This window comes from Bradyrhizobium sp. AZCC 2262 (assembly GCF_036924535.1).
Lineage (GTDB): Bacteria > Pseudomonadota > Alphaproteobacteria > Rhizobiales > Xanthobacteraceae > Bradyrhizobium.
Window position 1 is genome coordinate 8,900,350 of the sequence record NZ_JAZHRT010000001.1, and the last position, 24,185, is coordinate 8,924,534.

Below are 24,185 nucleotides of genomic sequence, written 5' to 3' on the forward strand. Positions count from 1 at the left end.
GGTTGGCGGCCATAGCGGACGACGGATTCCGGATGCTTCACGTCACCGCGACGCAGGTGCAGACTTTGAGCAAACTATCAACGACGAGTTTCGATGAACCTGCCGATGCTTTCGCGAGTGGCTCCATCAACGCCTGCATTGTGAATGGCATCGTTGGAAAGCGCGATGCATCCAGAGGCCATCGCAGCCGGCAAATATCGCCGAGTGGCGCGTCGGCCGTTACGACCCGACGCGAATGCGTTGCTCGATGTTGGCCGCCGGTCCCCCCGCGCGGACGTTGCGAGTGCCTGATGGAAATGTTTGTGAGCCCGCCATGCTTTTCCACGGACCAATAGTTTCGACAATGATATTAATTCCGGCCACCGCGCTTTCGATTTGGCGCTGCACGCTTTCGACCTCGGACTTCAGGAATTCCTGCATTTTTTGCAGTTCGGAAGCCAACTTGTGAAGTTCGTCTATCGAGTTTGTGGTCAACCGGGCCACGGAAGAGTTGAATCGTTCGGTGGTGATCTCCAGCGGACCAGCAGGATTCGATTTCTCTTTGCTGGGTTGTGTCGCCAGCGTCTCCTCCGGCGGAGGTGTTTTCTCGTCGGATGCGGCAGACGTTGGGGTATCCATCAGATCCTCCCTTGATGTCCGCAGCCCGCTGCAACAGTCGTCGTTGAGTCGTTAGGCGATTTGGTGGCATGGCGGTGGCGATCCGGGGCCAGTCTCTGTATTTGCTGCCGTGGAACTCCGACCGTCGCCGCATAGGCGCGCTGACAACTCCGCGCCCTAATTCACCAGCCTCACCGCGCCGGTGTCGCCGACATCATACCCGCCAAGCTCGCTTGCGCGATCACGAAAACCCGCCTGGCGCATGAACTCGAACAGCGCCTGCGGTCCCTTCATGAAATAATCGCGCCGCCGCATCACGAGATCAAAACGCTCCCAGGTAAGCGGCAGGAAATCGAGGGCTGCCGATTTCGCCACGCTTCGCGTGGCGATGCCGCAATCGATGCGGCCTGCGCGGATGGCCTGCGCGATATCAGGGCCGGTCGGAAAGGCCGGTTTTGCCAGTTTCAGATCGTCGAGCGCGAGGCGCGCGCGCGCCAACAGCGCGAGCAGCAGCAATTGCGCGCCGGCACCGGCGGGACGTTGCGCGATGCGCGCGCGCGACGTCGCGATCGAGGCCATGTCGCTCAAGCCCAGCGGATTGCCGGGCGCGACCAGAATGCCCTGCTCGCGCCGCGCAAACGCAATGACAACGGCATCGTGCAATCCCGCTGCATCGGCAACCACGTCGAGATTGGCCGTTTCGTCATCGCCATCGAGGCGGTGCATATGGATGGCCGCGACGATCACCTCGCCTTGGGTCAGCCGCCGCACGCCCTCCTCGCTGCCTTCGGGCAGGCTGGCGAGGCCGGAATTGCTTTCGCGCAGCGCCCATTCCAGCAGCGGATCATGACTGCCGCCCATGATCGGCGGCGCCGTCACCTGCGCCAGCGCGGCGTGCGCGATCAGTCCGGCGGACACCCAGCGGTCGAGGGCGGCGCGCGGAAACAACCAGCGCCCGGTCACCTTGCTGCAGGGCACTTCGCGGGTCGCCACCAGCTCGTAGAGCTTGCGTTCAGAGAGCCTGAGATACTCGGCCGCTTCGTCTGTCGTCAGGAGTTCCGGCATAGGCACCAATATGAATAGGAGTGCAGATGCTACAGAAATTGACCATAATGGTACGGTCTGCGCAAGATGTGCTCAACCGGAAATCGCCATGCCAGCCGACGTGTCCGCCCTTCAACTTGTGCTCAGCGGCGATGCCACGCTGTTCGCCATCGTGCGGCTGTCGCTCTATGTGAGCCTGTCCGCGGTGGTGCTGGCCGCGCTGATCGGCATTCCGCTAGGGGCCTGGATCGCGTTGACAAGATTTCCCGGCCGGCAGGGCGTTATCGTCCTGCTGAATGCCCTGATGGGCCTGCCGCCGGTGGTCGTTGGCCTTGCGGTCTATCTGGCGCTGTCGCGTTCCGGGCCGCTCGGCTCGTTCGGCCTGCTGTTCACGCCGCGGGCCATGATCATCGCGCAGACCGTGCTGGTCGCGCCGATCATCGCAGCACTTGCGCGACAGACCATCGAGGATCTCTGGCTCGAATATCGCGACGAACTCACCGCGATGAATCTCGGTCCTGTCAGCCGCGTCGCTGCGCTGATCTGGGATGCGCGCTTCAGCCTCGTCACCGCGCTGCTCGCCGGCTTCGGCCGCGCGGCGGCGGAGGTCGGCGCCATCATCATCGTCGGTGGCAATATCGATGGCTTTACCCGCACGATGACGACGGCGATTGCGCTGGAAACTTCCAAGGGCGACCTGCCTCTGGCGGTCGGCCTCGGCCTCGTGCTGATCGCGATCGTGATCGCCGTCAATGCGCTGGCCTGGACCGCCCGCCGCGCCGGCGAACGACTGGCGGGATGACCATGCGCGCGCCTTCGAGCGAACTGCCCATTGTATTCGATGGCGTTACGGTGACGGCAGGCGCCGTCACAATCCTCGACGATATCGCGCTCACGCTGGCGCCGGGCCCACCGACGGTGCTGATCGGCCCGAACGGCTCGGGCAAATCCACGCTGCTGCGCGTGGCGATGGGGCTGCTCGCGCCCTCACGCGGACGTATCACCTGGGGCGGCCTGGAAAATGTCCCGCCGCTCAGGCGCGCGATCGTGTTTCAGCGGCCGGCGATGCTCCGGCGCAGCGCCGCCGCCAACATCCGTTTCGCGCTGCGCGCCGCGGACGTGCCGCGCGCCGAACACGCACGCCGCACCAGCGAGTTGCTCGAACTGGTCGGTCTCGATCATCTCGCCGACCGTGCCGCGCGCCGGCTGTCCGGCGGCGAGCAGCAGCGGCTGGCGTTGGCGCGCGCGCTGGCGCGCGATCCGGTCGCGCTGTTTCTCGACGAGCCGACCGCGAGCCTCGATCCCACCGCCACCAAGGCGGTGGAAGACATCATCCGCACTGTGAGCGAACGCAACATCAAGGTCGTGATGGCGACCCATGATCTCGGCGAGGCGCGCAGGCTCGGAGGCGACATCGTCATGCTTCACCGCGGCCGTATCGTGGAGACCGGCGCCGCCGCGTCGTTCTTCGATCGGCCGCAAACTGCCGAGGCCAAGACATTCCTCGCGGGCGAATTGCTGGTTTAGAGCATGATCCGGAAAAGTGGGTACCGGTTTTCCGAAAGGATCATGCTCAAGAAATTGATGGGAGAAAACAAAATGAACATGCTCACGCGCCGTTTGCTGATAGCGGTGACCGCCAGCCTCGTATTCGCAGGCTACGCCGTCGCACAGGAGAAATCGATCGTGGTGGCCTCGACCACCTCGACGCAGGATTCCGGCCTGTTCGGTCACATCCTGCCGATGTTCAAGGCCAAGACCGGCATCGACGTGAAGGTGGTGGCGCAGGGCACGGGGCAGGCGCTCGATACCGCGCGTCGCGGTGATGCCGACGTGGTGTTCGTCCACGCAAAACCTGCGGAGGAAAAATTTCTGGCTGAAGGCTTTGGCGTCAAGCGCTACCCTGTGATGTACAATGACTTCATCCTGATCGGCCCGAAGGGCGATCCGGCCGGCATCAAGGGATCGAAGGACATCGTTGCGGCGCTCGGTGCGATCAAGGCCAAGGGCGCCGACTTTATTTCGCGCGGCGACAAGTCCGGCACCCACCAGGCCGAGCTCAACCTCTGGAAGGTTGCCGGCATCGACATCGCGAAGGATAAAGGCCCCTGGTACAAGGAGATCGGGCAGGGCATGGGCGCGGCGCTCAACACCGCATCCGCCTCCAACGCCTATGTGCTCGCCGATCGCGGCACCTGGCTGTCGTTCAAGAACCGTGGCGACCTCGTCATCGCGGTCGAAGGCGACAAGCGGCTGTTCAACCAGTATGGCGTCATGCTGGTGAACCCGGAAAAACATCCGAGCGTCAAGAAGGATCTTGGCAAGCAGTTGATCGACTGGCTGGTGTCGGCGGAGGGCCAGAAGGCCATCGCCGACTACAAGATCAACGGCGAGCAGCTGTTCTATCCCAACGCCAGCGATTCCGGCGCGTGATGGCCGCGCGGCTTTCTGTAGCGCTCGCATCTCTCGCGATCATGATGGTGCCTGCGATGGCAGAAGAAACGGTATTGCTCCACGCCGCCGGCAGCCTGCGCACCGCGCTGACCGAGGTGGCAAAGGATTTCGAAGCCGCAGGCCTCGGCAAGGTGCAGGCGAAGTTCGGCGCGTCCGGTCTGTTGAAAGACGAGATCGCCGCTGGGGCAAACGCAGAAGTGCTCGCCTCCGCCAACATGGAGCACCCGCAAGCCCTGGCTGCAGAGAAGCGCAGCGGCCCTGTAGCGCTGTTCGCGCGCAACCGGCTGTGCGCGCTGGCGCGGCCCGGCCTCGAGGTCACGCCGGCCACGCTGCTGGACCGTATGCTCGACCCGCAAGTGAAGCTCGGCACCTCGACGCCGAAGGCCGATCCTTCAGGCGATTACGCCTGGGAGGTTTTTCGTAAAGCGGAGAAGCTCAGCCCGGGCGCCTCTGCGACGCTCGGGAAGAAAGCGCTGCAGCTCACCGGCGGGGCCTCCAGCCCGCCGGCGCCGCAGGGCCGCTCGATCTATGGCGACCTCATCGTGCAAGGCACAGCCGATATTTTCCTGACCTATTGCTCCAATGCGCTCGCCGCGCAGCGGGAAAACCCCGCGCAACAGATCGTGCAACTGCCCGACGCGCTCGCGGTCGGCGCCGATTACGGCCTGACCGTGATCAACGGCGCCTCGGCATCCGCGTATAAATTCGCAATGTTCATTCTCTCGGCGGAAGGCCAGCGCACGCTTGCAAGGCACGGTTTTGCCGCGCCGGGTCTGCCGCAATAGGAGATGTCGATGTTTCGTTCACCGCTCATCGCCCTCGTGCTGCTCGCCTTGCTCGGACCGGCCAGCGCCGCCGACGACGGCTGCGAAAAATTCGCCTGGTCGCTGGCGCGTGATCGCGCAGCATTCGCCGCAACCGGCAAGACTGTGATTGCGGCCGGCGAGACGCTGGCAGCGCTGCCGGCGGGCGCGCTGGTCATTCGCCTGCAGCAGGGCGCCCAGGCTTCCTTCGAAATGCCGCCGGAGCGAAAGCCGCGAACGGAGCAGTGGCATGGCGGCATGGTGCGATTGCCCGCGCTGGCAAAGTCCGGCATCTATCAGATCACGCTGTCCGACGACGCCTGGATCGACGTCATCCAGAACGGCCGCTATGCCCGCTCTGTGGGCAGCACCGGCCGCAGCGATTGTCCGGGCGTGCGCAAGAGCGTGCGGCTCGATCTCGATGCCAGCCCGGTCGTGCTGCAGGTCAGCGGCGTATCGCCGGATGCGATCACCATTGCGATCGGCGTGGTGGAATAGGTTCCACGACTCCAGCAGATTGCGCGGTCTTAGCATCCCGCCCGCACTTATTGCGCTGTCGAGGATCGGCTTCTCTGTTAAACAGATTATCAGCGCAAGATGAGGCTCAGTGATGGCGTCTCAAACTTCGGGCGAGATGAAACCGCGCAGCGTGCTGCTTTTCAGCGGGCACATGATCGATAGCCCGACCCGGAAAGAGCCCCGGTTCCCGGCAGACAAGGAGCCGATCGCCGCCAAAGCGATCGGAGATCTGCTCGATCAGATCGCGGTGGAGCCCGGTGATCTGGCAATCTGTGGCGGCGCGTGTGGCGGGGATTTGCTGTTCGCCGAGGCCGCGCTGGCGCGAGGATTGAGCGTCGCTATCTATCTTCCGTTCGAGGAGGACAAGTTTCTTGCGGAGTCCGTCGACTTTGCCGATGCGGACTGGCGTTCGCGCTATTTTGCAGCGAAGTCACAGGCCGCATTTCACATCGCGACCGAGGAGCTTGGCCCGCTCAAGGCCGACGAAAATCCTTTCGAGCGCAACAATATGTGGATGCTGCAGGTGGCCACCGGGTGCGGCGCCGAAAAGGTCGATTTCATCTGCTTGTGGAACGGGGCCGGCGGCGACGGCCCGGGCGGCACCCAGCACCTGATGCAGGAGGCGCAAAAAAAGGGTGGCCAGACCCATTGGCTGGACACGCGGCAGCTGTGGTCGTGAGGCGGACGTTGTGCTTGCTCAGTCCTTCAGCACGAATCTCCGGAATGGCGTCATATCCACGAACTTCGCGGCATAGTTACGTCCTACGGATTGCATCTCACCGATGTACTCGATCTGATCCAGCGCCTGGACGTGATCCGGATTGATCTCGTTCAGCCCCAAGGCGTCGAGGCCGTCTCGACTCACATCGGGGTTGTAGCGGGCATAAAGGAATTGGCGGCCGCAATCTTCTTCGGGCGGAATGACATCCCCCTTGAGCGGATCGCCTTGCCGCGGAATCATGTCACCGACCTCCCGGTCGATCGCCTGGCCGAACACGCAGCGGCCGATTGCGCGGCAATTGATATCCTGGTCGATCGCGGCGCCACCCATCAGCACGCCGGGAAGGTGCGCGGCGTTCACCGGCGCCAATTGTCCGCGCACGTTGAGGTCGCGGCTGACCGCTGCCGCCGATCCCGTGCCGACCGAGATCAGCATCATCTTCGTCTCTCCGACGGGCCAGTTGAGGCGGTACTGCGGAAGTGTCGCCATCCGGAACAACTGGAATGCCGGACTATTGTAGGGAGTGACACCGCCATCGACGAAGAAGAAGGTTTTTGCCGGGTCGCTTTCATCCCATGCGAGTATTTCGGGCGGGAAATAGACGGGTGCAGCCGTGCTCGCCCGCACCAGCTGCCACAGCGGAATCTGCAGATTGCAGTCTTTGCGGGTGCGATCGTTGTACCGGGCAAAGGGATTGTTGGAGACGGGCCACGGCGAATCCGTCGTTGCATTCCGCGTGACGATCAGCAGCAGCGAACGCAGGTCTTCGGCTCCAAGCTTGCGCTCTCCGAACACGCCGTTCAGTTTCTGGCGCAGCGGGTCGGCCTGATAGAAGCTGCGCAACCGGCCGATCAGGGACGTTTTTTCGAACATCAGCGGTCCCGCCTCGATGTAGAAGTCGACCAGTTCCTGAACTGACTTTCCCATCGCGAGGCCGGCCGCAATGATGGCGCCGGTGCTGGTGCCGCCGATATAGTCGAAGAAATCTCCGAGACGGAACGACGCGCCCTTGCCGGTTGCCGCCGCCAGATCCCGTTCAATCTTGCGCAGGATTTCGAGAGACATCACGCCGCGGATGCCGCCGCCATCGAGCGCCAGCAGCCTGCGCGGTCTTGTCGTCGCAAATTTTGTTTGCCAGTTGTCGAGATGAGTCATTGTCGCCTCGATTTGCTGTCGTGTTTCGATCCCGTCAGGGCGTCAACAGGGCGCCCAGCTTCTTCAACTGGTCGCTGAGTATCCTCCATCCATTTCACGGCGTTGCCGTCGCGGCCGACCTCAATCAGGCGGGCATGAGCCCGCACCGCCTCATCGAGATCCTCAGGATTTGCGATCTCTTCCCACAGCCGTTTATGGATGGCGCCCCACAGTCCCACCGTCTCGGCATCGCTCGACGCTTGTGGCGCAAGCGCGTTCAGAATGTTCTTTGCATTGATCAGCGACGTCTTCTTGTCCGGTTGTTGGAACTTGTAGGTTGCGAGCGCCAGTTGCTGCAGGATGTAGGGATCGTCAGGCTGCATCGTCTTCAGGCGCTTCAGAAGGGCCAACGGGATCGCCCAGTCTTCAGGCGCCTTGACGCCGTCCTTCTCGGCGCGAAAGCTTGCGAGCAGTTCGGCGAAGCTTTTCTGGTCGGTCGGCGCAGAGGAGGGCGCGGGCGGCCCCGCGGCTACGATCGCTTGCGCCTTGGGAAGGCTGGCAGGCTGAAGCGAGGGGATGAACAGAAAGACCGGGCTGTCGGGCTCGGGACTGTCCATCAGCGTCGTGATCTTTTTTGTCAGTTCTCTCCTGACGCGCATCACCTCCTTGAACCCGATCTCCTTACCGAGGTGTTCGTACTTCAGAATGCTGAGATGATTGAGATCGAACGGGAAGCTGAAATTGTTCTCCGCCAGCACGATTGTCCGTTGTGGCCGTAGCGCGTGACGAATGCCGAGCTCATAGACCGCGTTGACGTTGGCGGTGGACAGGTCCGCAATGACCAGATCCGCCGACAGCAGATTGTCGTACATCGGCTTGTCGATGACGGTGGAATGGATGATCTCGTCCGCGCGAACGCAGGTCTGGCCTGCCTCTTCCACGACCGGTTTGATAATGTCTTCGTAGGTTCTGTTGAGGTTCAAAACACGCTGCGGGTTCGACTGGAAGTCGGTCTTCTCGCCAAAGCCCATAATGACGAAACAGTTACCCATAATATCCTCCGGCCGGCTGGTACACCGCACCGCTGGAGTCGCTTGCAATCAATGGTTGCTTCTAAAATGGTGTACAAGTTTGATCCAGAACAGGTGTGATTGCAAGCTGGAAGCTGGAAGTTTCGTGGGCCGATATGCCGCCGAAACGAACGCGAACTTCGCGACGGTCAATTGTTCAGAAGGTCTGCGTCCAATAGTTTTTCATTCAACAAGGTACGTTCTGGATCGAATCCGTTCAGTTTCATGAACATTCAAGCGGCGATTGCGGTCTTTATGTCGCACGCCGGAACGCCACGCGCGTCGGCCGGTTAGCCTTCACACGTTTCACTGGAGTTCGATGATGAAGAAGCTAGCTATCGCGTTTGCCGTTGGTGCCGCCGCTCTGATGGGAGGTTCCGCAGCCTACGCCGCCGACAACGCGGTGAAGTCGAAACTTTCGACGGATGCTGCGCAATCCCGGATCGCCACGCGATCCCCGATCGCCACGCGATCCTCGACCGACATCAGCGCGCAACAGCGCCATCGGCATTGGCATGGCCATCACCACTGGCGCCACCGTCACTACCGGCCGTACTACGGGAGCTATAACTACTATGCCCCGCGTGCGTACGGCTACTCGCGCCCGTACGGCTACTACGGTCCCCGCTACCACGGCGGCGGCCCCGGCGTAACGTTCAGCTTCGGCAGCGGCGGATATCGCGGCTGGTAAATCAGGCTGATGAAACAAAAAGCCCGCAGCAATGCGGGCTTTTTCGTGTGACCGGTTGATGCCGACGCGTCATTGATCGATGGCGCCGGCGGCTGGATCGGTGTACGCATGAGATTCGCGCCGACATCGTGGCGCCGATCCCCTCCCGTTGAAAGAAACCAAAATGAGCGAGCGACTTGAAACGCTGAAGAAAGCCCGTGAGCGCATGATCGAGGACCGCGACATGCATGCGAAGGTGCTGGCCGCTCCCTTTGATCGCGACAAGGCCGAACGGGCCCGCAACAAATTCATCGAGATTCAGGCGCTGATCGACTCGCTGGACCGCGCGATAAGCGGGGAGGCCGTCGGCTCGCCGGCAGGCTGAGCTCAAGGCAGAAGCGACGCACCGGCGGTTGTCGCGGCTGGTACCGACAAAAAGCCCACGATTTGCGTGGGCTTTTTTGTGGCGCGCTCCCCATTGCCGGCCGCGGCCGCGTCACCTTGTCTCGGGTAGAGCTGGCATGACGGGATGGCCTGTATCCTGCTTTGACAGGTTCGCGCCGACCTGATCCATTTCCGGCATCGAGCGCGGCGACGCATTCAGCACCAGTTAAGGAGCCAGCCCCATGAAAGAACGGGAACTTCGAGACCTGATTGCAGACGTCAAGACCGGCCGGTTGTCGCGGCGGGCCTTTGTCCAGCGAGTGATCGCCGCAGGCCTTTCGGCGTCGATCGCCGGGATGATGCTGAGCCAGTCCGGGGTTGCGATGGCTGCGACCGCGCTTCCCTACAAGCCAACCAAGGCCGGCGGCGGCGGCGTGCTGAAGCTGATGTATTGGCAGGCCGTGACCCTGCTCAATCCGCATTTCGCCGTCGGCACCAAGGACCAGGAAGGCTCCCGGATCTTTTACGAGCCGCTGGCGGGATGGGATAACGACGGCAATCTGGTGCCGATCCTTGCGGCCGAAATTCCAAGCAAGGAAAATGACGGGCTGGCCGAGGACGGCCGCTCGGTGATCTGGAAGCTGAAGCGCGGCGTCAAATGGCATGACGGCATGCCGTTCACGGCCGACGATGTCGTCTTCAACTGGGAATATGCCAGAACGCCGGAGACCGCGTCGGTCTCGATCGGCAGCTACAAGGACATCACGGTCGAGAAGATCGACGACTTCACCGTCCGCCTCGTTTTTGCCAAGCCGACGCCATTCTGGGCCGATGCCTTTGTTAGCGCCTACGGCATGATCATCCCAAAACACCTGTTCAAGGATTACGTCGGCGCCAAGTCGCGCGAGGCGCCGAACAATCTGAAGCCGGTCGGCACCGGCCCCTACATGTTCGTCGATTTCAAGCCCGGCGACATGCTCCGCGCAAAAATCAATCCCAACTACCACGTCGCCAACCGGCCGCATTTCGATGAGGTGGAGGTCAAGGGCGGCGGCGACGCGGTGTCGGCGGCGCGCGCGGTGCTGCAGACCGGCGAGTATGACTATGCCTGGAACATGCAGGTCGAAGACGAGATCCTGCTGAAGATGGAAGCCGTCGGCAAGGGCAGGGTGAACATCACGCCGTCAGGCAATGTCGAATTCATGCAGCTCAACTCGACCGATCCCTCAGTCGAGGTCGACGGCGAGCGCGCCAGCATCAAGACCAGGCATCCGCTGTTCAGCGATCCGGCCGTGCGCCAGGCCATCAATCTCCTGATCGATCGCGCGTCGATCGAAAAATTCATCTATGGCCGCACGGCGCTGGCCACCGCGAACTTCCTCAACAACCCGCCGCGCTTCCGGTCGAAAAACACCAAATTCGAATTCAACATCGAGAAGGCCAACCAGATCCTCGAGGCTGCGGGGTGGAAAAAGGGCGGCGACGGCATTCGTGCCAGGGACGGCAAGCCGCTGAAGTTCGTGTTCCAGACTTCGATCAATGCGCCACGGCAGAAGACCCAGTCCATCGTCAAGCAGGCGTGCCAGAAGGCGGGCATCGACGTCGAACTGAAGTCGGTGGTGGGATCGGTGTTCTTCTCCTCCGACGCCGCCAATCCCGACACCTATCCGCATTTCTATTGCGACGCGCAGATGTACAACACCACCATGCCGCAGGCCGATCCGCAGTTCTTCATGAACCAGTATGTGTCGTGGCAGATGGCGAACAAGGACAACAAGTGGCAGGGACGCAACGTCTCGCGCTGGCAAAGCAAGGAGTATGACGAGATCTACAAGCAGGTCGAACAGGAGCTCGACGCAGTGAAGCGCGCCGCGCTGTTCATCCAGCTCAACGACCTCGTCGTGACAGACAATTACATCCAGCCCATCATCTCCCGGACCCGCGTCGCAGCGCTCGGCGGCAAGCTGACCGCGCATATCTCGGGCTGGGACAACGATCTGTGGCAGCTCGCGAGCTGGTACCGGGAGGAGTGAGACACAGTCCCGGATTTGATTTTCGATGCGTCGGCTGCCCCGCTGACCGGAATCTAATTCGACGTGATCCGAATTCGTAAGGGATCACGGCCGCGCCGGGATAAGGCGGGCGGCGCCTGGGGCACGGGAAGTGCTTAGGAAAATACAGCAAGTTTGATTTATCTGTGATGCAACTGCAGTCCGGTATTTTCACGCGTGGCTGGTAGCATGCGATTATCACTCTCTTAACCTTCAATGCTGAACGAAAAAATGCCTGATGAAACGACGGCCATGACTACGTTCCATTCGCTGATCAATGAAATTCAGGACACGACGGCATCCGGGTCGACGAAAAAGCAGGTGAGGGCGCTCACGCGCATTACCGATTTGTTCGCCGCCGGATCCAGTCGTTATTCGGCGCAACAGATCGAGCTGTTCGACGAAGTATTCAAAACCCTCGTTGCCGCAATTGAGTTGAAAACCCGGGTCAAGCTCGCCCGCCATCTCGCAACCAGCCCGGATGCGCCGGCGACGCTACTTCGGGCATTTGCCTTCGACGACGCGATCACTGTGGCGGCTCCGGTTCTGAGTCAGTCGATGGCCCTTAGCGAGGCCGATCTTGCCGCCAGCGCCAGCACCCGGAGCCAGGGTCATCTTTACGCTATCGCGCAACGTCAAACGATTAGCGAAGCCATCACCGAAATACTTATCCACCGCGGTGAACCCAGAGTCGTCCATGCCGTTGCCGGCAACGCCGGCGCCCGCATTTCGGATGGCGGTTTTTGCGAACTCGTCGCGCGATCCGCCGCCGACGTCCAGCTTGCGCTCCGTGTCGGAACGCGGCGTGATATTCCTCGACATCACTTCCTGAAACTGCTCGAAACTGCCTCCGTTGCGGTGTGCAGCAAGATTGTCGCGGCAAATCCGCAATTTGCCGAAGCCGTACAGGGTGCGGTGACGGAGGTGGTCGATGATATCAATCTGGAGGTTCGCGCCCGGTCGCCGGGTCACGCCAAGGCAAGGAGAAAGGTCAAGCGGTTCAAATACTGGCGGGAGCTCAGGGAAGCCAATGTTCATGCGTTCGCTCGCGTACAAAACTTCGAGCACACGGTGATGGCTTTGTCGGTTCTCGCAGGCTGCCCCATCGAGGTCGCCGAACGGGCGGTTCTCCATGAGAATCCCGGCGTCGTGCAAATTCTTGCAAAAGCGGCCGGCTGCTCCTGGGCAACGGTCAAGGCGCTTCTGCTGATGGAGGCCGCGGGCCGCAGAATGTCCGGCAAGGATCTGGATCGTGCGCACGAAAACTTCGAGCGGCTCGAAATCCGAACGGCCAAACGCGTGCTTGAGTTCTACGATGCGCGCCGTAACGCGCGCACCGTCGCGAGCCCTCCGGTCGCTTCGGAAGCATCTGCGGAACTGGAAGCCCTGATGGGGTAGATTCTCCCATTCAGCTGGCTCCGCAGTCAGCCGCGATCCGCGAATCCACTTTCCAAAAAATAGCCCGGGAGCAAAGTCCGTGGTGCCCCTGGCCGGAATCGAACCAGCACTCCTTGCGGAACTCGATTTTGAGTCGAGCGCGTCTACCAGTTCCGCCACAGGGGCCTTCGGTCGCGGGGCGAGAGGCCCGGTGCGGCGAAGCGCGCGGAATATAGCGGGCGGCCTGCGCGGGTCAACCCGCGCGGATGTGATTGTGGCGTGTCTCGACACTTCCGCGGCGGCGGGATAGGACGCTGGTGCCTGTTTGAGCATGAATTGTGCTCCGGAGAATGCCCGTGACATCAGCTGCCGCCCATTCCCCGCCCGCGCGCCGTGCCGCCGATCCGGCGGCCGTCGCGGCGCTGGCGATTGCGGCCGTGGCGGCGGCGACGCTGGCGGGCGCCTGGTTCTTCCAGCTCGTGCTGGATATCCGGCCCTGTCCGCTCTGCCTCGAACAGCGCTACGCCTATTATCTGGCCTTGCCGCTCGCCCTCGTGGTGGCGTTTGCCGCCGCGCGCGGGGCGCCGCGGCAGGTGGTGCTGGCCGGGTTTGCGGTGCTTCTGCTCGCAGCGCTCGCCAATGCCTGGCTCGGCGGCTATCACGCCGGCGTCGAGTGGCAGTTCTGGCAGGGCCCGACCGATTGCTCCGGTCCCGTGGCCGATCTCGGCAGCGCCGGCACGCTGCTGCAGCGGCTCGACACGGTCAAAGTGATCCGCTGCGACGAGGTGCAGTGGCGTTTCCTTGGGCTCTCGCTCGCCGGCTACAACGTACTGATCTCGCTGTTGATGGCGCTGATCGCCATGTGGGGCATCGTATCGGCAAAGCGGACAGTCTCGTAGGGGGCAAAGGCGCGCTTGCGCCGTGCCCACCATTCCAACTTCCGGTGCAAGTGATGGTGGGCAGGCCGAGCCTGTTATCGGGCGCGCATTCGCGCGACCCGATGGCTTTGCCCACCCTACCGACGGCGCGCTGATTTGCCTGGCGCGCAAGCGCAATCTCGGTGCATCGCTGCGGCAAATCAACACGACGGGCAAATCACTTCTGATTTTCAGAAATCGTGTCAAGTCCAGGAATCAAAAATATTCCGCTTCACGCGAGGGCCAAATCAACCGCATAACTCCGCCTGTCTCACGGCAGATGAGGGACGCTCGCGATCGTCACGAACGTGCGGTGAGATGCGATGGACGTGAAGGGCGCGAGACGTACGCGCCTGAAGCGTACGGCGAAGTCGTGTGGTCCTGACGCCGCGGTGCTGGCGCCAAGTTGCGCAGATTTATTTTTGTGCAGCGACGGTGGCAAGAAAGCCGTTCACCGGGGAGAGCACGAAGTAAGCCGTAAAGCCATTGCGCAGGGAAGGCCGGAATGCTCCCGCTGCCCTGTATGCTCGTGTGCAGTTTTGTTTGCGCAAATCGCACGCGAGACCGCGGGTGCAGCAAGCACCCGGTCTTCCCTGCGCCCTCTGATTTCAGAGGGCGGGAAGTTCACAAGCAAACCTCGGACGCAATGCGCCGCGAGATCGTGAAGTCGTATCCAGTTCGTAGCCCGGATGAGCGAAGCGAGATCCGGGACCACCCTCACACCGCCCCGGATATCGCTTCGCTCATCCGGGCTACAAGATGCGATGAAGAGATCGTGGCCGACCCACCCTAATCGTCCACATCCTCCTGCGGACGGCCGAACAGATGCACGATGCCGGGCGTCGTGATCGAGACGAACACGAAGCGCGACAGATGATGGGCACCGACGAAAATCGGATCGATATGCAGCGTGAGCGCCAGTGCCAGCATGGCGTCCATCGCGCCCGGCGCGAACGCCACCACGACGTCGGCGAAGCGCACATGGGTGGTCAGCACGATCACCGCGACAAAGATCGCGGAAATGACGATGGCGACCGCAAAGGAGCCCAGCGCCGCGTTGACGTGGCTGAGCAGCGTCGACTTCTTCACCCGCGCGAACCGCGTGCCGATCAGGGCGCCGATGCCGACCAGCGCCACGCCGCGCATCCACGGCGGCAGGCCACCCTCGATCATTCCGGTGCCGTGCAGCACGCTGGAAGCGATCATCGCGCCGAACATCCAGCTCGCTGGAAAACTCATCAGCCGCAACGCCAGCGCGACGGCGACCGACGCCGCAACCAGCCCGGCCAGTCCGGCCGGCGAGGCGACCGCCGTCGTGAAGGTCGGCGACGCCGAAGGCCTTATGCCGGTCAACGCCAGCAGCAGCGGCAGTGCGGCCGTGAGAATGATCACGCGGACGGTTTGCACCACGGCAATGCCGGCGACGTCTGCGCCCTTCTCGGCGGCAAGGATGACGATTTGCGACAACGCGCCGGGGCTTCCGGCCAGCAGCGCCGATGTCTGGTCCCAGCCGTGGGCGCGCTGCAGATAGAAGCTGGAGCCGAAGGTCGAGCAGAATGTCGCCAGCGCCAGCAGCCCGATGGTCAATGGATAGGCGCTGACATGCTGGATCAGTTGCCGCGACACCAGCGAGCCCAGCGTGATGCCGAGCAGCACCAGCACTGTCTGGGTCAGGACCGGCGGCATGGTCATTGGCCGTCCAGTCAGGGCGGCGATGCCGACGGCGGCCATCGCGCCGGAGATCAGCCCGCCCGGCAGGTTGAGCCACAAAAACAGCAGGCCGCCGGCGGCGCCGATGACGAGCGTCTCGATCGTGCCGAGAATTTTGGCACGGTCGGCAATGGCGGAGGACATCGAGGCGGGGATCAGGCTCACGGCGCCTTATGGCAAATCCGCACCCGAGAGACAAATGCGTCACGCGATTGCAGCATTGCGCGGCGGCGCCGGCGATGGGCCGCCGGCGTCATCAAAAATTCGCATGGCCCCGACACGGCCCTCGAGCCGGAGGCGGGGCGGTTAATTCGCCTTTGCGGTGGCGGCCTTCCTGCATTCGGAGCGGAATTTCTTGCGCTCCTTGCCGTGAAGCCCCTTGGCATCGGCTTCCTTCGAACATTCGAGCGAGGCGGCGGTGCGCGGTTTCTCGGCCTTCTTTTCCGCCGGTGCCTTGGTTTCGGTCTTGGTCGCCTCGGTCTTGGCCGGGGCCGTGGTCTGCGCAGACGCGGCGCCCATCAGCAGAAGGGAAGCCACGGCGGTCGCGGTGGCGAGGGAGGAGATTTTGGTCATGGGACACCTCGGATTGAAAACAAGGGTGCAACCGTTGCGCTGCGATGCTGAACCACAGGTGAATGAAGCTGAACGGGCCGCCACAATATTTTGATCGGACGACCGCCCCGCGCGTTGTCGCAAGCTGTAGTTGCGATAGGATGGCAGGTGCAGACGACTGCCCCAAGGAGACCAGGGATGACTATTCGAGCAAAAATACTGGGCGCGATTGCGATGTCAGGTTTGGTTGCGTTTGCGATGACATCGCAGGCGAATGCCCTCACCGCGCAGGAATGCAGCGCCAAATACAAGGCCGCCAAAGCCGCCGGCACGCTCGGCGACCAGAAGTGGAACGACTTCCGGAAAGCCCAGTGCGGCGCCGACGCAACGGCCGCGCCAGCGGCCGCCGCTCCCGCCGCTGCGGCTCCGGCCGCCGCCCCGAAGGAAGCCGCCAAGAAGGAAGCCAAGGAGGCTGCGGCGCCGGCTGCTCCTTCAGGCCCCGCGGTCTATCCGAACGCCGTCGATCCCAAATATTCCAAGGAGACCGCCGGCAAGGCCCGCATGCACACCTGCGTGGATCAGTACAACGCCAACAAGGCCGCCAACGCCAATGGCGGGCTGAAGTGGATCCAGAAGGGCGGCGGCTACTACAGCGAATGCTCCAAGAAGCTGAAGGGCGCGGCCTGACACCGAATTGGGCGCGGCCGGATGTTTCGGCCGCGCCTACAAGTCGCGGAGCAACGTCTCGGCTGATTTCGCCACCAGTTGCGCGCGCTTGCGCGGGCCCCGTTCGAGAAACAGCAGGCCCTGGCCGAACACGAAGCAGTAGAACAGGAACGCCCGCGCGTCGGCTTCCTCCGCCGGCAGGCCGGTCGCGCGAAAGAGATTCCCGACATTCCTCAACCGCGCCGCATCGACGTGGGCTGCCGCGCCGGCAGCAAGCTCATCGGATCGGGCCCATTGTCGGATCGCCAGTTCAACCGCCATGCCTTCGGTATTCACGCGCTCGGAATACTGCGGAACCAGCGCCTTCAGCCGCTCGCGCGCGGTGGTGCCGTCGAGGCTGGTATGCTTTTCGATCGCGGCGATGCGGCCCTCGCTCCAGTGCTGCAGCATGGCCTCGAGCAGGGCCGCACGGTCGCGGAAGCGGCGGTAGAAGCCGCCCTTGGTGACCCCGAGGCTCTTGGCCAGCACCTCGACCCGCACCCCCTCGACGCCGGTGCGGGCGATTTCCTCAAGGCCGGCCTCGATCCAGCTCTCGCTGCGCACCTCGCCGGTCCGCGCGTCTGCTTTGGCGTCGCTCTTGGGATCGCTCATGGTCCGGCCTCACCGAATGTCGATACGGTACCGTATTGCTAACCCGGTCGGGGTGTGATACGCCACCGTATCAAGAATTAAAAAGCAGGAGCGGAACGATGGAGACGGACGCGACCTATCGCGGCACGGTCTATCCCTGGCAATGCGATCATGTCGGGCACATGAACATCATGTGGTATGTCGGTAAGTTCGACGAGGCGAACTGGAATCTGTTCGCCCGGCTCGGCCTGACACCGTCCTATTTGCGCGAATCCGGCCGCGGCATGGCCGCGGTGCAGCAGAACGTCACCTACAAGCGCGAGCTGCTGGCCGGCGACATCGTCGAGATCAGGAGCCGGCTCCTGGAAATCCGCGACAGGTCGATCCGCTTCCTGCACGAGATGCGCAACGCCGAAACCGGCGAGATCGCCGCAGCTTGCGAATTCGTCGGCGTCCACATGGACCGGCAGGCGCGGAAGTCGACGCCGTTCGCGCCCGCAATCCGTAACGCGGCTGAAAAGCATCTCGAACCCGCGATGGCGTGAACCGCATGTCGCGCTTCCAGCCGAAGAACCCGGATTATCGCGCAGTCGCGATTCACACGTTCGAGCAGCAGCGGGCGATGAAGACGCTCGGCATTTCGATTGCGCGGCTGGAGCCGGGTGAGGTCGATCTCGCGATGGACTATTCGCTCGACCTCACCCAGCAGCATGGCTTCATCCATGCAGGGATCATCACCGCAGGTCTCGACAGTGCCTGCGGCATCGCCGCGTTCATACTGATGCCGGCGGCAACCGGGATTCTCACCGTGGAATTCAAGACCAACCTGCTGGCGCCGGCGCGTGGCGAGCGATTCGCCTTCCGCGCCACGGTGGTAAAACCCGGCCGCACGTTGACGGTGTGCGAGGCCCGCGCCTATGCAACGCATGACGGGGGCGAGACCTTGATCGCGACCATGAGCGGCACGCTGATGGCGTTGGCAGCCCGTGAGGGTGCCGCGAAGGACAGGGCGTACGCACCGGCCTGACCCTGCTGCAGTGCATACTCATGCTATCTGCATAGCAGGACGTGAAAAATCCTTCTATGGTCGCGCCGTGCAACTGAGTCTTCCAACTTGATCATCACGGCCGGGCAGGGCGTACTGGGACTGGCGTCGGGGATGCTGGTCGGTTTCTCGCTCGGCCTGGTCGGCGGCGGCGGCTCGATCCTCGCGGTGCCGCTGATGGTCTATGTGGTCGGCGTGGCGGAGCCGCATGTCGCGATCGGCACCAGCGCGATCGCGGTGGCCGCCAATGCAGCGATCAACCTGTCCAACCATGCGCGCGGCGGCACCGTGATCTGGTCCTGCGCGCTGATCTTCGCCGCCGCCGGCATGGCCGGCGCCTTCAGCGGCTCGATCCTCGGCAAGATGGTCGACGGCCAAAAACTGCTGGCGCTGTTTGCGCTGGTGATGATCGTGATCGCGCTCCTGATGCTGAAGACGCGTTCGCGCATCGGCCTGCCTGACGTCAAGGTCTCGATGTCGAACATATCAGCCATCGCCGGCCTGGGCCTTGCGACCGGGACGGTATCGGGATTCTTCGGCATCGGCGGCGGCTTCCTGATCGTGCCGGCCCTGATGCTGGCGACCGGCATGCCGATCATGAACGCGGTCTCCTCCTCGCTGGTCGCAGTCACTGCGTTCGGCCTGACCACAGCCGCCAGCTATGCCTGGTCCGGGCTGGTGTCATGGGCGTTGGCGGGACTGTTCGTGGCGGGCGGCATCGCCGGCGGACTGGCCGGCACGCGTTCGGCGCGGCACCTCGCCGAGCGCCGCGGCGCGCTCAATATCGTGTTCGCCGTGGTCATTATTGCGGTAGCGCTCTATATGCTGGCGCGTAACATATCCCTATCTCCGGCGTAGACAGGGGATGCAGCCCTTCGCGAGACCCACATGAAGCGATCGAACAATCCGGCCGGGACCAACCCGGGACGCACGCGGCGCGAGGCGCTGGGCCTGCTTGGCGGCGGTGCCGCGCTGCTCGGCGCCGGCGCGGCGCAGCGATCGGCGTTCGCGCAAGGCGACGACGACGTGCTGACCGAGGCGCTGGTGCTGCGCGATCCTGATGTGCCCGCGGCTGGTAATCCCGACGGCGACATCAACATCGTCGAATGGTTCGACTACAATTGCCCTTATTGCCGCAAGATCGCGCCCGAGATCCAGCAGGTGGTGCAGGACGACGGCAAGGTCCGCCTGGTGCTGAAGGACTGGCCGATCCTCGGCGACGTCTCGAAAATCGGGGCGCGGATGGCGCTGGCAGCCAAGTATCAGGGCAAGTACATGGCGGCGCATGAGGCGATGATCGGCGTCAGCTCGAAATTGACCGAACCGCGCATCCGCGAATTGCTGGCCGGCGCCGGCATCGACATGGATCGCCTGAATCGCGACGCGGCGACGAACGCCAAGGCGATCGACGCCATCCTCGCCCGTAACTACGACCAGGCGGTGGCCTTCGGATTCAAGGGAACGCCGTCCTTCATCGTCGGCAAGTTCCGCGTGCCGGGAATCCTGACCATGGCGGAATTCGAGATGGTGATCGCCGACGCGCGCAAGGCTAAGAAGAGCAATTAGCGATCAGAAAAAACGCCGTCGTGAAGCACGACGGCGTGAATCCTGTCGCTCCTGGCGCCTGAATTACTTCGACGAAATCCTGACCCAGTCTTCATGGGCGCGCGTCTTCAGCCTATTCCAGTCAGCGGCCGCCACGTCCCAGTTGACGATGGTGCGGTTGGCCTGGGCGACCTGGCCGTTCGCGACGCTCGACGTCTGCATGGAATCGTAGACATAAACGCCGCAAACCAGCAGCAGCGCACCCAAAATCATTCCGACAAACGTCTGCATGGCAATCCCTCCGTTGCGGCTGATAACGCCGAGCCCGAAGGATGGTTCCGCCTCTACGGCCCGTTCAGCCATTGCAGGATTTCCGCGTTCATCTCGCGCGGATAGGTATGGCTGAGGTCGTCGATCTCGCGATAGGTGACCTTGGCGCCCGCCGCCGACAGCGCCTGGCTGGTCTGCCGCGCCACCTGCACTGGAAACATCCAGTCGAGCCGGCCATGCACGATGTGAATGGGCAGGCCGCGCAGCCTGTCGGCATCGGCCATTTCCGTCATTAGCGGATGAAACGTCGCCGACACCGGCGCGAGGTGGGTGAAGGGCGAAGCGCCGTCAAAACCCGTCACGTAACAGAATGTGCCGCCGTCGCTCATTCCGGTCAGCAGCATCCGCTCTGCATCGACATTCCAGCGCGCCCGCACGGAATCCAGGATGCGCATCAGGTTCGGCGTATCGGTATCCTCGCCCATCAATGCCCAGGTGTTGCCGGTGGCGGTTGGTGCAACCAGGATCGCGCCGCGGCTGCGGGCGTCACGCAGCCAGCTCCAGAGGAAGCCGCGGCGATTGCCGCTGCCGCCATGCAGCGCCATCACCAGCGGCCATGCGCGGTCGGGCGCGTAATATTCCGGCACGTAGAGCGAGAAGCCGCCGCGGCTGCCGGGCTCGTTCTGATTGTGGAAGATTCCGGTGTTGGCGTTGGCCGGCACCGCCAGCCGCGCTGCGAGATCGGCGTCTCCATGCAGCGCAGGATCGACAAAGAACTGGTTCACCGGCGGCAATCTTGCCGACAGCGCATACAGCGCCTCCTGCGCGCGCGGGACGTAACGCAGCGCACGAAACAGGCTGACGAAATCGCCCTGGCCATTTTGCACGACGCGCAATCCCGCGAACGCGGCCAGCGCCGCATCGCTGGCCGTTTCCAGCGGGGATTTGATGTCTGCAAATTCCGAAGGCCATTGCGCGAGCCGCGGCCGAACGTCGCGCAAGGCTGCGTCCGGCTCGCCTGCCGCTTGCATCACACGGTCGAAATCCGGCGGATTGAGGTAGCGCGCCACGAAGCCCAGCGTTTCGAGCGACTGCAGCAGCGGCGGCAGCACCGCCACGATGTCATCCACCACAGCCTCACTCATCGGGCGTACTCTGCTTTCAATGGAGGGCTTGGTTCAGTGAAGCCTTGGTTCAGTGAGCCTTGGTTCAGCCCTGGCTTAATGCAGCCTCAGCTTAATGCAACCTTGGCGCCTTCAACAGCTTGGCGCGATCGGTCGAGCTCAGCACTACGTCGAAGGTGACGCCCTCATGGTAGACCGTGAGCGGCACGTCGACGCCGGCGGCGCCGAGCGACCAGAGTTTTCGGTAAAAGCCGATCTGGCTGGTGACCTTGTCGCCGTTGACCGCAAGGATGACGTCGCCCGTCTTCAGTTCGGCGCGCGCTGCCGGTCCCTTGCTGGCGATGCCGACCACCACGACGCGGCTGTCGATTTCGGTGGTGTACATGCCGAGCCACGGCCGCGACGGCTTGTTGACGCGGCCGAATTTCCTGATGTCGTCGAGCACCGGCTTCAACAGATCGATCGGCACGATCATGTTGACGTGCTCGGCCTTGCCCTCGCGCTCGCGTTCGAGCTGCAGCGAACCGATACCGATCAGTTCGCCGCGGTTGGAGATCAATCCGGTGCCGCCCCAATTGGGATGCGCGGGATGGGTGAAGATCGCCTCATCCAGCAGGTATTCCCAATAGCCGGCGAATTCCTGCTTGGCCGCGATCTGGCTTGCGACCGAGCGCGTGCGTCCGCCGGCGCCGCCGACCACCACGCGGTCGCCGATTTGGGTGGCGGCGGACGAGCCGAGCTGCAGCGGATCGAGATCGAGGTCGCCGAGCGCTTGCACCAGGCCAAAGCCGGATTCGAAATCGAAGCCGAGCGCGTGGCCTTCCACCACACGGCCGTCGCCGCGATGCAGCCACACCGCTTCGGCCTCGGTGATGAGATAGCCGATGGTCAGCACCAGCCCGTCATCGATCACGACACCATTGCCGGCGCGTTCGGTGCCGAGCGTCTCGGCGCTGTGGGCATCGGGCGGAATGATCGAGTGCAGCCCGACCACCGACGACAAGGCTTTGTCGAGGTCGAAAGCGTAGTCGCTCGCGCGCGGCTGGTTTGCGGGCGGCACTCTCCACTCGGTCAAAGAGGGCATGGATGGTCTCCTGGCGAACCGGCGCGCTTTCGGCAGGGCGAAAGCGCCGGGAATTCATGACAATCTATGCCGCAAACGGCCGTCTTTAAAGTGTCCCCCAAAATGGGCCGCGATGCGACTCATAAGAGGCCATATTTATGAATGTTCCACGGCCATTGAGGGTTAGCCCGCCTTGGCCCGTTCGCGCGAGGGCATGATCCGGAAATCGCGATTTTCCTTCAGCCAGCTGGCGCGTTCGTCACGCAGCAGCGTTCGGCGAACCTTGCCGGAATCGTCGCGCAGGCCGACGCTCACCGTCTCGAAACTTTCCGGATGCTTGTAGCGGCTGAGCCGATCGGCCAGGAATGCGGCCATGCCGTCGGCAACCGCTTGCGCATCGATGCTTGGGTCGAGTTCGAGGATGGCGTGCACGCGCTGCCCGAATTCCGGATCGGGGAGGCCGACGACGACGCAGGAGCGCACCTCGGGATGTTCCGTCACCGCGGCCTCGACTTCCGCCGGATAGATGTTGGCGCCGCCGCGCAAGATCATGTCGGCGAGGCGGTCGCCGAGATAGAGATAGCCGTCCGCATCGAGCCGGCCGATGTCGCCGAGCGATTCCCAGCCGTCCGCGCGGCGCTTCGGCTCGGCGCCGAGATAGTGATAGGTGGTGCCGGCCCCGTCATTGGGCAGGAAATAGATCTCGCCGGTCTCGCCGGTGGCGACCTCGTTGCCGTCCTCGCCGATGATGCGCAGGCGCGCGGTCTCGCCGATCTTGCCGACCGAGCCGCGGTGTTCGAGCCATTCAACGCCCGATATGATCGTGGCGCCCTGTGCTTCGGTGCCGCCATAGAGTTCGTAGATGCGCTCGGGCCCCAGCCACTCGATCCATTTTTCCTTCAGCCATGGCGGCATCGGCGCGGCCATGTGAAACACGATCTGCAGGCTCGACAAGTCGTAGCGGTCGCGCACCTCGTCGGGCAGCGCCCAGATCCGGTGCATCATGGTGGGCACGAAATTGACCCACTGTATCCGGCTGGCCTCGATCAGGCGCAGGCATTCCTCAGCGTCGAATTTGACGAGGCCGGTGACGCGTCCGCCGTTGAACAGCGCGCTATGCGACACGATGAAGGGTGCGTTGTGATAGAGCGGGCCGGGATTTAGCAGCGAGCCGTTCTGCGGAATGCCGAGCCCCGATGGGGCCGTCGTTTCGACCACGGCGGGCCGGTGATCGAGGATCACTTTCGGCCGACCGGTCGATCCTCCGCTGGTCATCGCCTTCCAGTAGCGCGCCACCGGATTGTCGATCGGTTCGTCGGAAAAGCCGTCCGGCACGAAATCGGCCGGCAGTGAATTGGGCGCGTTCCAGTCGGGCTGGCCGCCGACCACCAGAGACGGCTTGAGGATGTCGAGTACGGCTGCGGCTTCCCCACGCGGCAGCCGCCAGGTCAGCGACGTCGGCGTCGCGCCGCATTTCCACACCGCAAAGGTGGTTTCGAAAAACACGTTGCTGTTGGGTAGCCCGATGGCGACGAAGTCGCCAGGCTTCACGCCCTTGGCGGCGAAGGCGCGCGCGCGTCGGTTGGCGTTGCGCTCAAGTTGCCCCCAGGTGATGGCATCGGCGCCGTGACTGACCGCGATCGTGTCCTTTGGTTTCCGTTCGGCATACCAGCGCGGCACGTCGGCGATGGGAATGAGCATGGGGCGTTTCCGTTGGGGCGTTGATGCCGCTCTTGTGTTTCGGACGAGGCGGGCGTCTCAGCGGTATGGTGACAGAATTAGATGGTCGGGTGAAGGGCGCAGCTTGCCTCCCGAGATTGGGGCCGTCATGGCCGGCCC

At 63.2% G+C, this 24,185-nt stretch carries 27 protein-coding genes and 1 tRNA gene; 16 read left to right on the forward strand and 12 right to left on the reverse strand.

Annotated elements, in window-relative coordinates; all coding sequences use genetic code 11:
- Positions 1-219 precede the first annotated feature (219 nt).
- Positions 220-618: a hypothetical protein gene (locus V1283_RS41795; protein WP_334392417.1), complete on the reverse strand. Its 399-nt coding sequence runs from the start codon at positions 616-618 to the stop codon at positions 220-222.
- Between the two features lie 156 nt (positions 619-774).
- Positions 775-1,662: a helix-turn-helix transcriptional regulator gene (locus V1283_RS41800; RefSeq protein WP_334392418.1), complete on the reverse strand. Its 888-nt coding sequence runs from the start codon at positions 1,660-1,662 to the stop codon at positions 775-777.
- 88 nt (positions 1,663-1,750) lie between these two features.
- Here V1283_RS41800 and V1283_RS41805 point away from each other — a divergent pair, with 88 nt between their 5' ends.
- The 6 genes from V1283_RS41805 to V1283_RS41830 all read left to right on the forward strand — a co-directional run bounded on the left by V1283_RS41805 (position 1,751) and on the right by V1283_RS41830 (position 6,096).
- Positions 1,751-2,443 (forward strand): ABC transporter permease, encoded by a 693-nt coding sequence (locus V1283_RS41805; RefSeq protein WP_334392421.1) that lies wholly within the window; start codon positions 1,751-1,753, stop codon positions 2,441-2,443.
- A 2-nt stretch (positions 2,444-2,445) separates the two neighbouring features.
- Positions 2,446-3,168 (forward strand): energy-coupling factor ABC transporter ATP-binding protein, encoded by a 723-nt coding sequence (locus V1283_RS41810; RefSeq protein WP_334392422.1) that lies wholly within the window; start codon positions 2,446-2,448, stop codon positions 3,166-3,168.
- Positions 3,169-3,246: 78 nt separating this feature from the next.
- Positions 3,247-4,074 carry a substrate-binding domain-containing protein gene (locus V1283_RS41815; protein ID WP_334393358.1) on the forward strand — a complete coding sequence of 276 codons (828 nt, stop codon included), beginning with the start codon at positions 3,247-3,249 and terminating at the stop codon, positions 4,072-4,074.
- Positions 4,074-4,880, forward strand: coding sequence for a molybdate ABC transporter substrate-binding protein (locus tag V1283_RS41820; RefSeq protein WP_334393359.1), 807 nt, complete (start codon positions 4,074-4,076; stop codon positions 4,878-4,880). The genes V1283_RS41815 and V1283_RS41820 overlap by 1 nt, the downstream gene beginning before the upstream one ends.
- Before the next feature lie 9 nt (positions 4,881-4,889).
- Positions 4,890-5,396, forward strand: coding sequence for a hypothetical protein (locus V1283_RS41825; RefSeq protein WP_334392423.1), 507 nt, complete (start codon positions 4,890-4,892; stop codon positions 5,394-5,396).
- A 112-nt stretch (positions 5,397-5,508) separates the two neighbouring features.
- A complete protein-coding gene (locus tag V1283_RS41830; RefSeq protein WP_334392424.1) occupies positions 5,509-6,096 on the forward strand; it encodes a hypothetical protein in 588 nt (195 codons plus the stop codon).
- Positions 6,097-6,114: 18 nt separating this feature from the next.
- On the opposite strand, the gene V1283_RS41835 is transcribed toward V1283_RS41830, so the two are convergent.
- Complete coding sequence (locus V1283_RS41835) at positions 6,115-7,293, reverse strand: patatin-like phospholipase family protein (protein WP_334392425.1); 1,179 nt, start codon at positions 7,291-7,293, stop codon at positions 6,115-6,117.
- Positions 7,290-8,324, reverse strand: coding sequence for a tetratricopeptide repeat-containing protein (locus V1283_RS41840; protein ID WP_334392426.1), 1,035 nt, complete (start codon positions 8,322-8,324; stop codon positions 7,290-7,292). The genes V1283_RS41835 and V1283_RS41840 overlap by 4 nt, the downstream gene beginning before the upstream one ends.
- A gap of 340 nt (positions 8,325-8,664) precedes the next feature.
- On the opposite strand from V1283_RS41840, the gene V1283_RS41845 reads away from it, so the two are divergent.
- The 4 genes from V1283_RS41845 to V1283_RS41860 all read left to right on the forward strand — a co-directional run bounded on the left by V1283_RS41845 (position 8,665) and on the right by V1283_RS41860 (position 12,845).
- Positions 8,665-9,033 carry a hypothetical protein gene (locus tag V1283_RS41845; protein ID WP_334392427.1) on the forward strand — a complete coding sequence of 123 codons (369 nt, stop codon included), beginning with the start codon at positions 8,665-8,667 and terminating at the stop codon, positions 9,031-9,033.
- 163 nt (positions 9,034-9,196) lie between these two features.
- Positions 9,197-9,397, forward strand: coding sequence for a hypothetical protein (locus V1283_RS41850; RefSeq protein ID WP_334392428.1), 201 nt, complete (start codon positions 9,197-9,199; stop codon positions 9,395-9,397).
- A gap of 241 nt (positions 9,398-9,638) precedes the next feature.
- A complete protein-coding gene (locus V1283_RS41855) occupies positions 9,639-11,429 on the forward strand; it encodes a peptide ABC transporter substrate-binding protein (RefSeq protein ID WP_334392429.1) in 1,791 nt (596 codons plus the stop codon).
- A 249-nt stretch (positions 11,430-11,678) separates the two neighbouring features.
- Positions 11,679-12,845 (forward strand): DUF2336 domain-containing protein, encoded by a 1,167-nt coding sequence (locus tag V1283_RS41860; RefSeq protein WP_334392430.1) that lies wholly within the window; start codon positions 11,679-11,681, stop codon positions 12,843-12,845.
- 80 nt (positions 12,846-12,925) lie between these two features.
- On the opposite strand, the gene V1283_RS41865 is transcribed toward V1283_RS41860, so the two are convergent.
- Positions 12,926-13,010: transfer RNA gene (locus tag V1283_RS41865), tRNA-Leu, on the reverse strand.
- 170 nt (positions 13,011-13,180) lie between these two features.
- Here V1283_RS41865 and V1283_RS41870 point away from each other — a divergent pair.
- Positions 13,181-13,723 (forward strand): disulfide bond formation protein B, encoded by a 543-nt coding sequence (locus V1283_RS41870; protein WP_334392431.1) that lies wholly within the window; start codon positions 13,181-13,183, stop codon positions 13,721-13,723.
- An 807-nt stretch (positions 13,724-14,530) separates the two neighbouring features.
- Here the strand turns inward: V1283_RS41870 and V1283_RS41875 are convergent.
- On the reverse strand, positions 14,531-15,616 hold the full coding sequence (locus V1283_RS41875) for an AbrB family transcriptional regulator (protein ID WP_442895827.1): 1,086 nt from the start codon (positions 15,614-15,616) through the stop codon (positions 14,531-14,533).
- Positions 15,617-15,757: 141 nt separating this feature from the next.
- Positions 15,758-16,024, reverse strand: a complete 267-nt coding sequence (locus V1283_RS41880; RefSeq protein ID WP_334392432.1) for a PsiF family protein — start codon at positions 16,022-16,024, stop codon at positions 15,758-15,760.
- 177 nt (positions 16,025-16,201) lie between these two features.
- On the opposite strand from V1283_RS41880, the gene V1283_RS41885 reads away from it, so the two are divergent.
- Positions 16,202-16,690: a hypothetical protein gene (locus tag V1283_RS41885; RefSeq protein WP_334392433.1), complete on the forward strand. Its 489-nt coding sequence runs from the start codon at positions 16,202-16,204 to the stop codon at positions 16,688-16,690.
- A 36-nt stretch (positions 16,691-16,726) separates the two neighbouring features.
- Here V1283_RS41885 and V1283_RS41890 read toward each other — a convergent pair whose 3' ends face one another.
- Positions 16,727-17,320: a TetR/AcrR family transcriptional regulator gene (locus V1283_RS41890; RefSeq protein WP_334392434.1), complete on the reverse strand. Its 594-nt coding sequence runs from the start codon at positions 17,318-17,320 to the stop codon at positions 16,727-16,729.
- A gap of 98 nt (positions 17,321-17,418) precedes the next feature.
- Here V1283_RS41890 and V1283_RS41895 point away from each other — a divergent pair, with 98 nt between their 5' ends.
- From V1283_RS41895 to V1283_RS41910, 4 genes are all read left to right on the forward strand, one after another.
- The gene (locus V1283_RS41895; protein WP_334392435.1) at positions 17,419-17,844 is read left to right on the forward strand and encodes an acyl-CoA thioesterase; all 426 of its coding nucleotides are present in this window, start codon (positions 17,419-17,421) and stop codon (positions 17,842-17,844) included.
- Between the two features lie 5 nt (positions 17,845-17,849).
- On the forward strand, positions 17,850-18,326 hold the full coding sequence (locus tag V1283_RS41900) for a PaaI family thioesterase (protein ID WP_334392436.1): 477 nt from the start codon (positions 17,850-17,852) through the stop codon (positions 18,324-18,326).
- A 90-nt stretch (positions 18,327-18,416) separates the two neighbouring features.
- Positions 18,417-19,202 (forward strand): sulfite exporter TauE/SafE family protein, encoded by a 786-nt coding sequence (locus V1283_RS41905; protein ID WP_334393361.1) that lies wholly within the window; start codon positions 18,417-18,419, stop codon positions 19,200-19,202.
- Between the two features lie 30 nt (positions 19,203-19,232).
- Positions 19,233-19,910, forward strand: coding sequence for a DsbA family protein (locus tag V1283_RS41910; RefSeq protein WP_334392437.1), 678 nt, complete (start codon positions 19,233-19,235; stop codon positions 19,908-19,910).
- A 63-nt stretch (positions 19,911-19,973) separates the two neighbouring features.
- Here the strand turns inward: V1283_RS41910 and V1283_RS41915 are convergent, their stop codons facing one another.
- From V1283_RS41915 to V1283_RS41930, 4 genes are all read right to left on the reverse strand, one after another.
- Complete coding sequence (locus V1283_RS41915) at positions 19,974-20,180, reverse strand: hypothetical protein (protein ID WP_334393362.1); 207 nt, start codon at positions 20,178-20,180, stop codon at positions 19,974-19,976.
- A 53-nt stretch (positions 20,181-20,233) separates the two neighbouring features.
- Positions 20,234-21,304, reverse strand: a complete 1,071-nt coding sequence (locus tag V1283_RS41920; protein WP_334392438.1) for a phospholipase — start codon at positions 21,302-21,304, stop codon at positions 20,234-20,236.
- A 91-nt stretch (positions 21,305-21,395) separates the two neighbouring features.
- Complete coding sequence (locus V1283_RS41925) at positions 21,396-22,367, reverse strand: S1C family serine protease (RefSeq protein WP_334392439.1); 972 nt, start codon at positions 22,365-22,367, stop codon at positions 21,396-21,398.
- 162 nt (positions 22,368-22,529) lie between these two features.
- Complete coding sequence (locus V1283_RS41930; protein ID WP_334392440.1) at positions 22,530-24,047, reverse strand: AMP-binding protein; 1,518 nt, start codon at positions 24,045-24,047, stop codon at positions 22,530-22,532.
- Between the last annotated feature and the right edge of the window lie 138 nt (positions 24,048-24,185).